Source organism: Bacillus sp. ISL-78 (genome assembly GCF_018613455.1).
Classification (GTDB): Bacteria; Bacillota; Bacilli; order Bacillales; family DSM-1321; genus Peribacillus; species Peribacillus frigoritolerans.
The window spans coordinates 15,195-28,571 of the sequence record NZ_JAGGQC010000007.1 but is presented as its reverse complement, the minus strand read 5'-3'; the positions used below and the strand labels follow the sequence as shown (position 1 = coordinate 28,571).

Sequence of the window (13,377 nt, the reverse complement as noted above, 5' to 3'; positions counted from 1 at the left end):
ATCACTGCACACCCTTCACATTATTCTCATTTAACTTGAACCCTAGCGCTGCAGCTTTTTTCCAAATTCTCTCGTATGTACTAAGTTCAGCAACCTGCACTTTCAAATCATCATTCACTTTACCCTGATCTTCAATCGACGTTTCCACTAGCTGGATATCTTTATTCGTTTCATAGATGGCCGCTTGATTAGAGACTATTTTCACTCCCATGAAGGTGACCATGATAGCAAGGGCACATAGTAAGAAAACTTCACCAATGGATATCTTCGCTTTACGGATGACCACTGTTTGCTGTGTCTGTTGCTGCTGTTGGTCTTCATATTGCTGTTCTTGTACTTTTTTGGCTATGGAACTCATTCATGTTCCCCCTCACTGATTTTTTCTGTAATTATTGCTTTTCGGCGATTCTTAGCTTAGCCGACCGGGAACGATTATTCCCTTCCAATTCTTCTTCTGAAGGTAAAATCGGTTTTCTCGTAATAATTTTCATAGTTGGCTTGAATTCATCCGGGATAACTGGAAGTCCAGGCGGAAGATCCGGCATGCTACTGGCCTTTTTAAATACCGTTTTACAAATTCTATCTTCGAGCGAATGGAATGTAATGACGGATATTCTTCCCTCTTTATCCAAAAGCGATATGGCCTGCTCCAGGGAATCTTCAAAGACACCAAGTTCGTCATTCACAGCGATTCTTATTGCTTGGAACACTCGTTTCGCAGGGTGCCCGCCTTTACGTCTTGCCGGGGCCGGTATCCCATCCTTAATCAATTCCACAAGTTCGAACGTCGTTTCAATCGGTTTAATTTCACGTGCCGCTTCAATTTTCCTGGCAATTTGTTTCGAAAACTTTTCTTCTCCATATTGGAAGAAAATTCTCAGCAAATCATGGAATGACCAAGTATTCACGACATCATAGGCAGAAATGGCAGCACTTTGGTCCATCCTCATATCCAAAGGTGCATCATGGTTATAGCTGAAACCACGCTCCGGTGTATCCAATTGCGGGGATGACACACCTAAATCATAAAGGATCCCGTCCACTTTCTCGATCCCCCGGGCATTCAATTCTTCTTTTAAGTATTTAAAATTATTAGGAACAAGAACAATACGTTCGCCATAGCTTTCCAATTTTTCCTTAGCATTCCGAATCGCCGTTTCGTCCTGATCAAAAGCATAAAGCCTGCCCTTGTCAGAGAGCTGTGAAAGTAAGTATTCGCTGTGACCGGCTCCTCCTAAAGTACAATCCACATAAATTCCATCAGGTTTGATGTTCAATCCATCAACCGTCTCTTTTAATAACACTGTTGTATGTTGAAACATGCTAGACATCCTTCCAATCGGTTATTGAGTGACTCTATTTCTGAGGGCAGCCTTAAATATCAAAGCCAATCATATTTTCTGCTATCTCAGCGAAAGAATCCTCCGAAGCTGAAAAATAGTTTTCCCAAAGGGATTTGCTCCAAATCTCAATACGATTGGTAACACCAAGAATTACACATTCTTTTTCCAATTGGCCATATGAAGTAAGCGGCGTGGGGATATTAATTCGCCCTTGTTTATCTATTTCGCATTCTGTAGCTGCAGAAAAGAAAAAACGGGTAAAGGCTCGGGCATCTTTTTTTGTTAAAGGCAGGGCTTTCAGCTTTTCTTCTAGCAGCTTCCACTCTTCCATAGGGTAACCAAATAAACATTGATCGAGTCCGCGGGTAAGGACAAATTGCTCCCCGAGATTTTCCCTGAATTTCACCGGGACTATCAAACGGCCCTTTATATCGATGTTATGATGGTACTCTCCCATGAACATACCCTCTACCCCCACATTCTAATCTCAATGTACCACATTCCCCCACCTTTCTCCACTTGTTTTTACTTTCTCCTTCCAAGTAAAAATTACCTTCTTTTCTTATTAAGTTTATTTAGCCAAATTATTCAAATAAACGTGCATTTCCCTCGAATGCACGCAAACAAAGACGCAGGCCCACCATTAATGTCGAAGCCCCGCCTGACAAGTACTCAGGAAACAGAAAAAAAGACAGGCTGGGCTTTAGCACCTGTCTTTTTTTCACATTTCAATCCCTCCATCAGGATTGGTTAGTGGCAACCGTATTCAAAATGATCTATCCGCCACTTTTCCCCAAAACGGATGGTTTTTCTAAATGAAAATCAATTTATGCTGATTATTGAAGCGATAGTCCAGTTTCATCATATCCCTTACGAGCTCTGGCCCATATTGATTCAAGTAATAAAACACATTCCAAATCCTCTCCTGGGGTGATTCGAGAGGGTACAGCGAATTTGCTATCCGATCATATTTTTTCAAGATGACCGAATGTCGTTCCTTTGTACGGTCACCGATTTTGCCATACATGAAATTCAATTGCTTTTGAATGAATTCAATGTTCTTGTTCAACATCGGCTCGAGTCCTCTATCCAAAGAGACAGCGTGGACAAATAGCTTTTCATGGTTCTCTTCAAGCTGTGATTTCAGCGTCCCGAACAGGGTGTCAATCGTTTCATCTTTAACGGAATCAAGGTAACTTTCCACAGCATTAGCGGTTCCTTCAGTCAGAACAGTTTCCAAACTGAGTTCCATTTCTTCAAGGTCGCTTTGGATACTCCGCTCCACCAGCGTGATGTTCAACCTAGGAATGATTGGCGGCATCTTCATGGAAAACAACTCAAACACCTTTTTTAATTCTGCCCAATAGGCTATTTCCCCTGGCCCAGAAATGAAAGCCAATACAGGGAAAAGCATTTCCTGCATGAGCGGGCGTGTAATGACATTGTTGCTTAATCGTTCTGGATGATTTCTGGCTATCTGCAAGAGTTCATCCCCGGTAAATGATACCTCACCGTTTTTTCCGCTGAAACCGCCTTCTACACGTTCGAGTAAACATCGATCTTTTTTTTCTGGATCATAATAAAATAAATTAGCGGCCCATTTATCCATTTCAATCATTTTTGCATAACCTTTCGCATGCATGATTGATTGCTGTTCCTCGACCACTTCAGCAATCCGTCTACTCTCATTGACCATCGATTCAAAGTACGCCTTCTCATTTCGCCTTAAATCCGGATCTCCGGCATCGACTAGTAAAAGGCCATATTCTTTGAACCATTCATGAATCAGCTCGGCGAAAAAATCGACGAAGGTATTGGATCTCTTAATGGTTTCCTTCATATCAATCAGGAGTTTGTTCGTAAATTCCGTTTCTCCATAAGTTTCAATGATTTCCTCAAGCCACTTCTCTGCCTTTTCCGTTTCCAGCTCCACATCAGAAACCATTGTTTTATATGGCTGGTAGGAAGGATAGGTTTTTTTATCGGGTTTTCCGTTTTTCATAACATAAACATGATTGACCTCAGCCAAATCATGATCTTCTCCAGCTATCCAAAAAACCGGAATGACTGGCTGCCCCAATTTTTTTTCCTGTTCTTCCGCAAGCTTTATGATCGATATCACTTTATGAATGGTATACAGCGGCCCTGATAATAACCCTGCCTGCTGTCCTCCAATCACAACAACGGAATCATCCTTGCGCAACCTTCCAATATTCCCCTTAACTGCCTCACTGAATGAAAGACGAGACATGTATTGTTGTATGTAATCCGACAATTCATCACGTGAAAAAGAGCGATTCATCAATTCTTCATATCTATTGTGATAAATGTCAGGCTTAGACAAGTCATAGTGAAAATAATCCTCCGTTTCAAGACGGTTTTGTAAATAGTCCGATGCAAAACGGTTTAAAGATGGTAACGCGAGATCTTTCATCTCCATTTCTGTTCTCCCTTTCTCTGCAACTACAATTCTTTTTAGAGTATAACATTCCGGTTTAAGAAAACAAAAGAAGTTGCCCAGCAGCAGAAAATTGATGCGATGTTCTATGTTATGTAGTCAATATCTTCGTAATACTTGTAATTATTCCAATGGAAAACAATAGAAGGTAAGCCACGAAAAAGAAGGCGAAATTCACTCTCCAAAAACCCTTTAATACCTTATGAAAAATGATTTCTTCTTTTACCTTGTAATGGACAAGAACCACCACGAATGCGTTGATGATCATGATGAGCATGATCACCCAAAGAATTTGCATATCCCAGATCGTAATGATCAAATAATGGACGGATAATACGAACAGCAGCGTACTCATGTCCATTGCAAATTGAACGGAGCGCCGATGGTTTCCAGTGAATTGTTTGGCACCTATAAAAAAAAGTATATACCCTACGAAAGGCAAGGTAATAAATATCGCAGCAAGGCTTGAAACTACGTACGGCACATCTTCATCCCCCCTGAGACTCTTTTCCTTTGACCATCTTATATAGAGAAGACGTCAGGCAATCACTTTTCCCTTTACTCTTTGCCTCCGAGAGGATATGACCCAATATGGCATCAATTTCCGTTTTACGGCCATTTTCTAAATCTTTTAGCATGGAGGATCGATTTTCAGCAGTTGCCCTGCAAACGGATTTCACATGTTCAAATGACTCATCCTTATTTTGGACTTCCAAAATACTGGAGATTTCCCCAAAAAGATCTTGAAATAATCGGTAGTAAAAGGAGTTAGTGATTAAATCGCCATTTTCCACACCAAGTATCGCCGTTAATGGATTTATCACCGCATTGACGACAAGCTTATCCATCAGCATCGAGTGAAAATCTTCACTCATCGTAATAGGAAAACGATCGATCCTTTCATTCACTAGCGATAGTTGCTCAAGTTCCCCCCTAAAGGAAGCGATCCTTGTCATGCCGAGTCCCGTATGCTCCACGGTATTCCCGTCAAGTTTCAGTGCTCCATGCTCCACTACCCCCACATATATGTTCGGGGATTGAAGCTGCTTTAAATAAGAAATATGCCCATAGCCATTCTGCAAGAATAGCAATGGAACCTGAATATCTTTGATCCTAGGCAGTATTTGCGGCAGGTGATATTGCTTGACGGCCACTATAAGAAGATCCACATCCGATATCCCTTCCCCCAGCCCCTTGGAAATGATGCCCGTCAGCAGTCGGCTTTCACCATCCGCAATAAGACGGATTCCATCACGTTGGATGTTGGACGCCTGATCCGCAGTATGAGTATAGAGAGTCACATTATGTTTTTCACTTAAATGGGACGCAAACAGCAGCCCTATGGCCCCTCCGCCAATGATTCCGATTCTCATAATAACCTTCCTTACTTTTTGAAATATATTTTCTATTTTATCACATTATCTTTTTTAGCCTGCACCAATTTTCCCATCGTTGGAAAACGCAGCCAATCCGATTGAATGAAACGATGGAACTGCCATTAACGATGGCTCGTCATAAAATACCAATGGAAAGAATGATTTAATACGCCAATGAAGATATATTTTCTTCTTTAAGTGTTAATTTAATGGTATATTAGATACGAAAAGCTTAGCCATTTTGAAGACTTTACAGGAACAAAAGATAACTCCAAACTAACCCCAAAAGAAATTGAAGGGAAAAGGGCGGGGGATAAAAGGCTATAAGCATTTAGTAAGCTAGGATAATCCGATGATGTCATACTAGATTTAACCTAAGTTGAAATTCCACATGGCAAAGATCAGTGGGATGACTTTCAAAGGGTACTATCGGAAGAGGTTTATCAGAATTAAGGGGGAGCTTTTTTATGGAATACAAGGTTGAACGATTACTTGTAAATTTTAAAACGCTTGAGGAATTCAAAAAATTCAAAGAATACGGGATACAGGAACTGTCCATGCTAGATGATTTAGAAGGTAACATCATTGAAAATGACAGCCAATCACCTTTTTACGGAATCTTTTATGGCGATAAGCTTGTAGCTCGCATGAGCCTGTATAAAAGAAGCGCTAAATTCGACCAGTATTTTGACAATTCCAGGGATTTCCTTGTTCTTTGGAAACTTGAAGTCCTGCCTAACTATCAGAAAAAAGGTTATGGAAGAGCTTTGGTCGAATTCGCCAAAAGCCTGAACACGCCTATCAAAACTAACCCAAGAGTCCATTCACAAGACTTTTGGAAAAAGATGGGTTTTTCTGCTGTTTCCTATGATTTGGACAGGGACCTCGGAGAAAACCCGCTGATTTGGAGCCCATTTGACATACAAGATAAGAAAGAAATAGATACACAAGAATAAGGAAGCATCAAGAAAATGCGGGCGGATTTTCCCACCCGCATTTTTTATTTATTGACCCTTTCCAAATTACCATTCTTATCCATTTGGAAACTCACCTTCGGATTCGCCTTTTCGTCCTCCTGGACACTAAGTTTTCTTGCACGCTCCATGATCTGCATTAACGCACGATAATCTTCCTCAACAGCTTTCAGGTTTTCCTTAAGCAGGACATTCTCTTCAAGTAATCGGACATTTTCCCGTTCAAGAAATAGGGAACGCTCAGAAATCCGTTCTTTTTCCTTATTATCAAGCTGAAAGAATTCATCCATTTTGGTTAAATATAATATAACTTCCTGAAGGGTAATAGATTCTTTACCTTCATGCTCGGGCGTTATTTCTTCAATCGTGACATTTTCGACCGTTGCAATCGAATCCCTTTCCACTTCAGGATTATTGACTACCTGTTCTTTCCTTTGTTTTTTCGCCAGCTCTATCCCTGATTTATATTGCTTCCTAACAAATGAATTCCAACGGAACCCACAAGCAGCAGATGTCCTCGATAACTGTTTGCCCACTTCTTCAAACGCCTTTAATTGTGTACTGCCTTCCCGTATATGCCTCAGTACCACTTCAGCCAACAACAGATCCTCATCATGAGTCCACGCATCTTGTCTCGCAATCGTCATCTCTCTACCTCCTTAGCAAGTTTTAATTCATAATATGCACATGCTAGGAAAGATAGAAGATATATAGAGCGTGTAATATTTATTTTTTCTTATTTAGAAAACGCTCGACTGCAGCATGATGCTCATCACTCGCCCACAGTTTGGAACATTCCCGGATTTCCGCTTCCATTCTTCCTTTAAGCCCGCTATCCTGCCATTTATGTACCAGCAATCGTTTATAGGCCATCAATACCCCTGTCTCATGGCGAAGAAAACCTTCCGCAAACCATTCCCATCCATCCGTACCTTCTCCGACTATCTCATCTACGAAACCAAGTTCCTTCGCTTCCTCAGCTTTATGTATTTTTGCATCCAATAATAGCTTTAGCGCTTTTTGCTCTGGTATTTTTTCAAGTAAAAGCGAAGCTCCGCCCCAGCCAGTCGTTATTCCTAGAGTACCTTGCACAAACCCTAGCCTAGCTTCCCTCTTTGCTAACCTGAAATCACAAGCTGTCGCTATTTCGCATCCGCCGCCGAAAGCACTTCCATTGATTAGCGCTAATGTCGGTTTTGGGAAAACTGCTAGTTTATACAGAATTTCACCCATTTTCGATAACATAGCAAAGGCCTCTTCTTCTGTATGCAAATCCTGAAATTCCCTTAGATCCCCGCCTGAACAGAACGCCTCAGAGCCCGTCCCGGTCAGGACCAGCAACTTAACTTCATCATCGCATGCAGCTTCCGATAATATCGACTCAAGTTCGTCCATCAGTTGGTAATTCACGGCATTCCTTTTCTCCGGTCTATTAAATAGGAGCTTCATGAAACCGCGTTTATCCTTTTCAACTTCAATCACCTGATCCATGTAAACACCTTCTCCAAAATCATCGGCAAACGCGAATGATTCAAAATATTCTGCCAACTGCATTTGTAAAAAAAGCACAGAGAAAAATCCCTGCGCTTTGATTAGCGTGTTGCATCAAGAGAGCTAAGCTCTCAAGTAGGTCAAGAAATTATTTTGCGACAACTTCTTTTCCTTTATATGTTCCACATTCTTTACAAACGTGATGTGAAAGAGTCATTCCACCACAGCTCGGGCATTCTACCATACCAGGTACTTGAAGCTTGAAGTGTGTACGACGTTTTCTTTTTACAGTTTTCGACGTTCTTCTAAAAGGTACAGCCATTATTCCCACCTCCTTAAAAAATATAAAAAAGCTGGAAAAATCGGATTAACGATTTTTCGTTCCAATCAAGATTCTTTATTGTTGTCAAAAAAGTCGGCAAGCTTTGCAAATCTCGGATCAACCTTATGCTCATTTTCCTCTTCGGAAATAACAGCCCAGTCTTTCCCAGATTGAGGAGCAGCTTCATTCGAATCGACATCCTCACAAAAAACCTGCATCGGAATTTCTAGCAATAAATTTTCTTTAATTACCGGTATTAGGTCTACAACGTCGCCTTCCACAACAGTGACATCATCTCCGTAGAAATCTGCGCCATCTGCCTTTAAAAGAAAGGTTTCCTTTGTATCAATATCAATCGGATATTTAACGTCTACCAGTGTACGGGAGCAAGGTAATGTTAATTCACCTGAAAGATGCAAGTGAAAAGTAATCTCGGTCGAGCTGATATCAGCTCTTCCTTCTACTCTGATCGGAGAAACATCGCGAATTTGCGGGTCTCTTTCTCTAATGTCCAAGACATCCACCAGTTCATCAAACCGTAAATCTTTGTCCCGAATTTTTTGAAGTTGACTAATCGTCCATTTCAAATGAAATCACCTCAAGGCAACAAAAATAATTATAGCTTTCAATTATAAGTTTGTCAATATTTTTTCTTTACACTATAATGTAGTCATCCTAACTGATTGTCTAAGTTTTATGAATCATTTCTAACAAAAAATCGAGACGATTACTTATAGTAATTTTACTTGAAATACTATTTTAGCACTAAGTTGATAAAATACAAAGTTTTTCTCTGAGGTGAACGAATGAAAGCTTGCGGTTTAGTAGTCGAATATAACCCTTTTCACAATGGACATGTTTTACATGCAAGAGAAAGTAGAGAAAAAACAGGGGCAGATGTCGTTGTCGCTGTTATGAGCGGGCCCTTCTTACAGCGTGGCGAGCCCGCTATCGCCAGCAAGTGGACACGCGCCGAAATGGCCTTGAATGGCGGCATTGATCTTGTCATTGAGCTGCCATATGCTTTCGCGACACAGAAGGCTGAAATATTCGCAAAAGGATCTATTGCTCTTTTGGAATCGCTAGGCTGTGACTCCTTTTGCTTCGGAAGCGAGGATGGCAAAATTGAACCATTCATCATCGCCCACAGAATCCTTTCGGAAAATTCCGCTGCATTCGATGCCGCAATCAAATCGGCCATGGATGCCGGTAATAGTTATCCGTCAAGTGCTGCCCAGGCTTATCGTTCGATCATCCATGGTGATGCGGCATTGGATTTGACGAAGCCGAATAATATCCTTGGAAAAGAATATGTAAGTGCTACCCTTTCAAACGGCTACTCCATTCGCCCTTATACGATTCAAAGGGTCGCTGCAGGATACCATGAAACAAAGTTGTCCAAAGACCCTATTGCCAGCGCAACGGGGATACGTAAAGCCATCCATGAACACCAGGAATTACATTCTGTTTCCAATTATATTCCTCAAGCGACGTTGAATGGCCTTGAGCAATATTTAACGCGTTACCATGCCTTGCATGACTGGGAAATGTATTGGTCCATGTTGAAATATCGTATCCTTTCTTCCTCTTTAACCGAATTGGCAGAAATATACGAGATTGAGGAAGGCATAGAGCACCGAATGAAGGAGATGGCCAACCAATCTTCGAGCTTTTCTGGATTCATGGCAGCGCTGAAGACAAAACGCTACACATGGACACGGCTGCAGCGGATGTGTGTCCATATATTGACGCATACATTCAAGGAACAGGTAATTCATAATGAACAACCGGCCTATATCAGACTTCTTGGCATGAATGGCCGGGGACAAGAATATCTTCGTTCTGTAAAAAAAGGCTTGCCTCTCCCGCTCATCTCTAAACTTTCGTCCTATCGGAAGCAGGACATCGATTCGGACTTGCGAGCAGCACAGGTGTATGCACTGGGCCTGCCCGAGCCGCATCAAGTTGCATTGATGAAACGTGAATATGAATCTCCCATCATTTTCAAATGAAGAAGGATTCAAGCTTGGCCCATTTCTTAAGTGTAAAAAGCTAATCATGAAAAAAGCGCAAACAGTTGATGACTGCCTGCGCTTTTTTTCATTTTTCTTTTCCATTTAGCTTCGTTAAATAGGTTACTGCATCTTCAAAGTTGTCAACCGGAACGATCTTCATATCAGTGTCAATATCCTTTGCTGCAATGAGTGCATCTTCATAATTCGATCCCGCTGCTCCGTTTTCATTCGGGGCAAAGAATATTTCGGCTCCAGACTTATCGGCTGCAACAATTTTCTGTTGAATTCCGCCAATTGGCCCGACTGTCCCATCATCAGACATCGTGCCCGTCCCCGCTATGTCATATCCATTTGTAAGATCGCCTTTCGTTAATTGATTATAAATTTCCAACGAAAACATTAAACCAGCCGAAGGACCGCCTATATGTTCTGAATCTATGGAAATAGCCGGTTTTGTGTTCACTCTTCGATTGTCATCCAGCGAAATGCCGATTCCTACCCTATTTGGGTCATTTTTAAAAGGCTGCAATGAAAGAACGGCCGTTTTCTCCGTCTCTTCCCGCTTATAGACTATTTTAACTTCATCTCCGGCCTTCTTTTCGTTAATATAATCCATGAATTCCTGTGCAGACTTGAATTTAACATCATCAACTTGAATGATTTGATCGCCCGCTTTCAACTCTTTTGCTGCCGGCATTCCTTTTAGCACGTCCAAAACATATACACCCAGGTACTCGTATTCGACTTCTTTCCCTGCTTTTTCATATGCGATCTTAATGGCATTATTTTTAGAACCATCCATTAAGTGGAGCTGCCTGATATTATATTCTTCATCTGTTTCATCTTCGCTTCTGATGGAGGTTTCCGGATAAAGCTCCTGATATTTGCTCCACTTCGCCATCATGTAGGAATATATATTCGCCCTGCCCATCCTTACAGTGGTTAACATAAAGCTTCCTTTTGCTTCATCTCCTCCGGATACCTCAATGATTGGCTCCAATTCTTTAGCCATTCCTGGTTTCGATACATAAAAAGGTAGGGAATAAAGGGCTGATGCTATGAGAAGTATAGCCACCACCAGGAAAGTGCGTACATACGTTTTACGGCTCATCTTCAAAGGACTCCTTCCAAGTAACAATGCTCTGCTTAATTTGATCTATCTTACCTCTTGCTGCTTCTTCTCCAATACTAATTATTTCCTGTACGTTTGTAAATGATTTCGAGCTGTATTTCTCAACCCTGGGGCGTATCATGACGTCTGAAGCAAACTCCCTGCTTTTAACCAGCTCCATTTGCAGGATATCGAGGCTTTGCATGATGACGTCATATATGGAGTTTATCTCCATATCCTGTTTCACGTGGGCTACATCCACACCAATTATGATGTCTGCTCCCATATCCTTCACAACTGAAACAGGAACCCTGTCAACTACGCCGCCATCAACAAGCAGTCTGTTTCCGATTCTTTCGGGAATGAAAATCCCGGGAATGGAGATGCTTGCCCTTACAGCCGGTGCGATGGGACCTTCCTGAAAAATGACTTTTTCCCCCGTTTTTATATCAGTGGCTACCACCGCTACAGGAATATCAAGTTCTTCAAATTTCTTGCCATATGTAAATACCCTGATTAAATCCTTTGTACGCTTACCCGAAATGAAGCCCATCTTAGGTATGGTGAAGTCCAAATAATACTTTCGCTTAAATGCACGGGACAACTTATACAGCCTCTCGATATCCGACCCCGCTCCATAAAAGGCTGCAACCATTGCTCCCATGCTGCTTCCAGCAATCATATCTATCGGAATGCCTTCTTGCTGCAATACCTTTATCACGCCAATATGTGCAAACCCCCTAGCTCCTCCTGACCCAAGTGCAAGCCCGACCTTTGGTTTCGACAAAGATATCCCTCCCGCATTAACTAGTTCAAAATATTGAAATAACACTCATTCAAAGTTATGGTCTTAAACGGATTTATAGAAGCATATTATTTATATTGACAGTGAAACAAGCATGGCAGATATTCCATTGTGCGGATCATCCCTCTTTACATGTCGGTACAATCCTTATTCCATCATGCGCTTACTTTTTGAGAAAAAGACGTTCATATTTATTATATACGAATCGAACTGCCCTTATTTTGTAACCTTCAAGAGGAGGCTGAATTTTGCTAAAATCAAAATCTAAAACAGTACTGTTAGCTACCTCCGTCACGATGATGGCAGTTGGCTTGATCATCTTCCCCCAAGAATCATTTGAAGCTTCCAAAGGCGGACTGAATATTTGGTGGACAATTGTTTTCCCTTCGCTTCTGCCTTTCTTGATTTTCTCGGAGTTATTAATCAGTTTTGGGGTTGTCAGGTTCATTGGTGTCATGCTCGAACCATTTATGCGTCCCTTATTCCGTGTACCAGGAGTGGGCGGTTTCGTTTGGGCGATGGGACTTGCATCAGGGTTTCCAGCCGGGGCGAAATTCACTGTAAGGCTTCGTCAGGAAGAACAATTGACCCGCATTGAAGCTGAAAGACTCGTTTGTTTCACTAATTCATCCAATCCATTGTTCCTATTCGTTGCCGTTGCCGTTGGTTTTTTCCACAACCCTCATTTAGGGATCATCCTTGCACTTTCCCACTACCTAGGAAACATTTGTGTAGGCATCATCATGCGTTTTTACCGTTGGAAAGAAGAAAAATCCCATGCAAAAGTACTGACCAAGCTCCCCTCCATAAGACAAGCCTTTAGTCAAATGCATCGAACCAGAATAAAAGAAACAAGACCATTTGGCAGTTTACTTGGAGATGCGGTACTCTCATCCATCCAAACCCTATTGATGATCGGGGGGTTCATCATTCTCTTTTCTGTGGTGAACAAGCTTTTATTTCATATGAACATCACCGGATTGCTAGCATCCGGGGTCGGAGGAATTCTACATATTTTTAATTTCCCGGATTCCTTGAGCCTCCCCTTCATATCAGGCATGTTTGAAATGACTCTAGGTTCAAAATTAACCAGCACGGTCGAAGAGGCGACACTCTTTCAGCAAACTGTGATGACAAGTTTCATCTTAGCTTTCAACGGGTTCAGCATTCAAGCGCAAGTTGCCAGCATCATTGCCGCAACGGACATTCGTTTCACTCCCTTTTTTCTGGCCAGGATTGCACATGGCCTTCTTGCATCCATTATCACCGTCCTGCTTTGGGAACCATTCTATAAAGGCAAAATGTACAGCGGGAGCCCGATAAACGCATTCCCGGTCAGCGGATCCGGTGAACACGCGAATTCCCTATATCAAAGCATGCTTGATATAGGGCCCATTCTAACACTCGTGTTTTTGATCCTATACATCATCATTTTTACCAAAAGGCTATTCAAAGGCCTTTCGTAAACCAAAAAAGAGCATT

At 41.7% G+C, this 13,377-nt stretch carries 16 protein-coding genes; 3 read left to right on the top strand and 13 right to left on the bottom strand.

Features of this window, described 5'->3' with window-relative positions; translation table 11 throughout:
• Position 1 precedes the first annotated feature (1 nt).
• From ftsL to J7I96_RS08845, 7 genes are all read right to left on the bottom strand, one after another.
• On the bottom strand, positions 2-358 hold the full coding sequence (gene ftsL / locus J7I96_RS08875) for a cell division protein FtsL (RefSeq protein ID WP_214768638.1): 357 nt from the start codon (positions 356-358) through the stop codon (positions 2-4).
• Positions 359-389: 31 nt separating this feature from the next.
• Positions 390-1,322, bottom strand: coding sequence for a 16S rRNA (cytosine(1402)-N(4))-methyltransferase RsmH (gene rsmH / locus J7I96_RS08870; RefSeq protein WP_034313911.1), 933 nt, complete (start codon positions 1,320-1,322; stop codon positions 390-392).
• A gap of 52 nt (positions 1,323-1,374) precedes the next feature.
• Positions 1,375-1,806 (bottom strand): division/cell wall cluster transcriptional repressor MraZ, encoded by a 432-nt coding sequence (gene mraZ, locus J7I96_RS08865; RefSeq protein WP_034313914.1) that lies wholly within the window; start codon positions 1,804-1,806, stop codon positions 1,375-1,377.
• A 121-nt stretch (positions 1,807-1,927) separates the two neighbouring features.
• Positions 1,928-2,068, bottom strand: a complete 141-nt coding sequence (locus J7I96_RS08860) for a hypothetical protein (protein ID WP_215048063.1) — start codon at positions 2,066-2,068, stop codon at positions 1,928-1,930.
• 86 nt (positions 2,069-2,154) lie between these two features.
• On the bottom strand, positions 2,155-3,783 hold the full coding sequence (bshC, locus tag J7I96_RS08855) for a bacillithiol biosynthesis cysteine-adding enzyme BshC (protein ID WP_214768646.1): 1,629 nt from the start codon (positions 3,781-3,783) through the stop codon (positions 2,155-2,157).
• Between the two features lie 109 nt (positions 3,784-3,892).
• Entirely contained in the window at positions 3,893-4,285 is a 393-nt protein-coding gene (locus J7I96_RS08850) for a DUF3397 domain-containing protein (protein WP_048684577.1), read from the bottom strand.
• A 4-nt stretch (positions 4,286-4,289) separates the two neighbouring features.
• Positions 4,290-5,174: a 2-dehydropantoate 2-reductase gene (locus tag J7I96_RS08845; protein WP_214768647.1), complete on the bottom strand. Its 885-nt coding sequence runs from the start codon at positions 5,172-5,174 to the stop codon at positions 4,290-4,292.
• 470 nt (positions 5,175-5,644) lie between these two features.
• Here J7I96_RS08845 and J7I96_RS08840 point away from each other — a divergent pair, with 470 nt between their 5' ends.
• Entirely contained in the window at positions 5,645-6,133 is a 489-nt protein-coding gene (locus J7I96_RS08840; protein ID WP_214922929.1) for an N-acetyltransferase, read from the top strand.
• A gap of 44 nt (positions 6,134-6,177) precedes the next feature.
• On the opposite strand, the gene J7I96_RS08835 is transcribed toward J7I96_RS08840, so the two are convergent.
• From J7I96_RS08835 to J7I96_RS08820, 4 genes are all read right to left on the bottom strand, one after another.
• Entirely contained in the window at positions 6,178-6,798 is a 621-nt protein-coding gene (locus J7I96_RS08835) for an RsfA family transcriptional regulator (RefSeq protein ID WP_134783302.1), read from the bottom strand.
• 79 nt (positions 6,799-6,877) lie between these two features.
• Positions 6,878-7,720 carry an enoyl-CoA hydratase/isomerase family protein gene (locus J7I96_RS08830; RefSeq protein ID WP_311315182.1) on the bottom strand — a complete coding sequence of 281 codons (843 nt, stop codon included), beginning with the start codon at positions 7,718-7,720 and terminating at the stop codon, positions 6,878-6,880.
• Positions 7,721-7,790: 70 nt separating this feature from the next.
• Positions 7,791-7,964, bottom strand: coding sequence for a 50S ribosomal protein L32 (gene rpmF, locus J7I96_RS08825; RefSeq protein WP_034313929.1), 174 nt, complete (start codon positions 7,962-7,964; stop codon positions 7,791-7,793).
• Between the two features lie 65 nt (positions 7,965-8,029).
• Entirely contained in the window at positions 8,030-8,551 is a 522-nt protein-coding gene (locus tag J7I96_RS08820; protein WP_096338276.1) for a YceD family protein, read from the bottom strand.
• 219 nt (positions 8,552-8,770) lie between these two features.
• Here J7I96_RS08820 and J7I96_RS08815 point away from each other — a divergent pair, with 219 nt between their 5' ends.
• Positions 8,771-9,976 (top strand): nucleotidyltransferase, encoded by a 1,206-nt coding sequence (locus J7I96_RS08815; RefSeq protein ID WP_214768650.1) that lies wholly within the window; start codon positions 8,771-8,773, stop codon positions 9,974-9,976.
• Between the two features lie 88 nt (positions 9,977-10,064).
• On the opposite strand, the gene J7I96_RS08810 is transcribed toward J7I96_RS08815, so the two are convergent.
• Together J7I96_RS08810 and J7I96_RS08805 are read right to left on the bottom strand one after the other, a co-directional pair.
• Entirely contained in the window at positions 10,065-11,090 is a 1,026-nt protein-coding gene (locus tag J7I96_RS08810) for a SepM family pheromone-processing serine protease (protein WP_214768652.1), read from the bottom strand.
• On the bottom strand, positions 11,080-11,877 hold the full coding sequence (locus tag J7I96_RS08805) for a patatin-like phospholipase family protein (protein ID WP_034313939.1): 798 nt from the start codon (positions 11,875-11,877) through the stop codon (positions 11,080-11,082). The genes J7I96_RS08810 and J7I96_RS08805 overlap by 11 nt, the downstream gene beginning before the upstream one ends.
• A 266-nt stretch (positions 11,878-12,143) precedes the next feature.
• Between J7I96_RS08805 and ylbJ the strand changes: the two genes are divergently transcribed.
• Positions 12,144-13,361 (top strand): sporulation integral membrane protein YlbJ, encoded by a 1,218-nt coding sequence (ylbJ, locus tag J7I96_RS08800; protein WP_095389948.1) that lies wholly within the window; start codon positions 12,144-12,146, stop codon positions 13,359-13,361.
• Positions 13,362-13,377 lie beyond the last annotated feature (16 nt).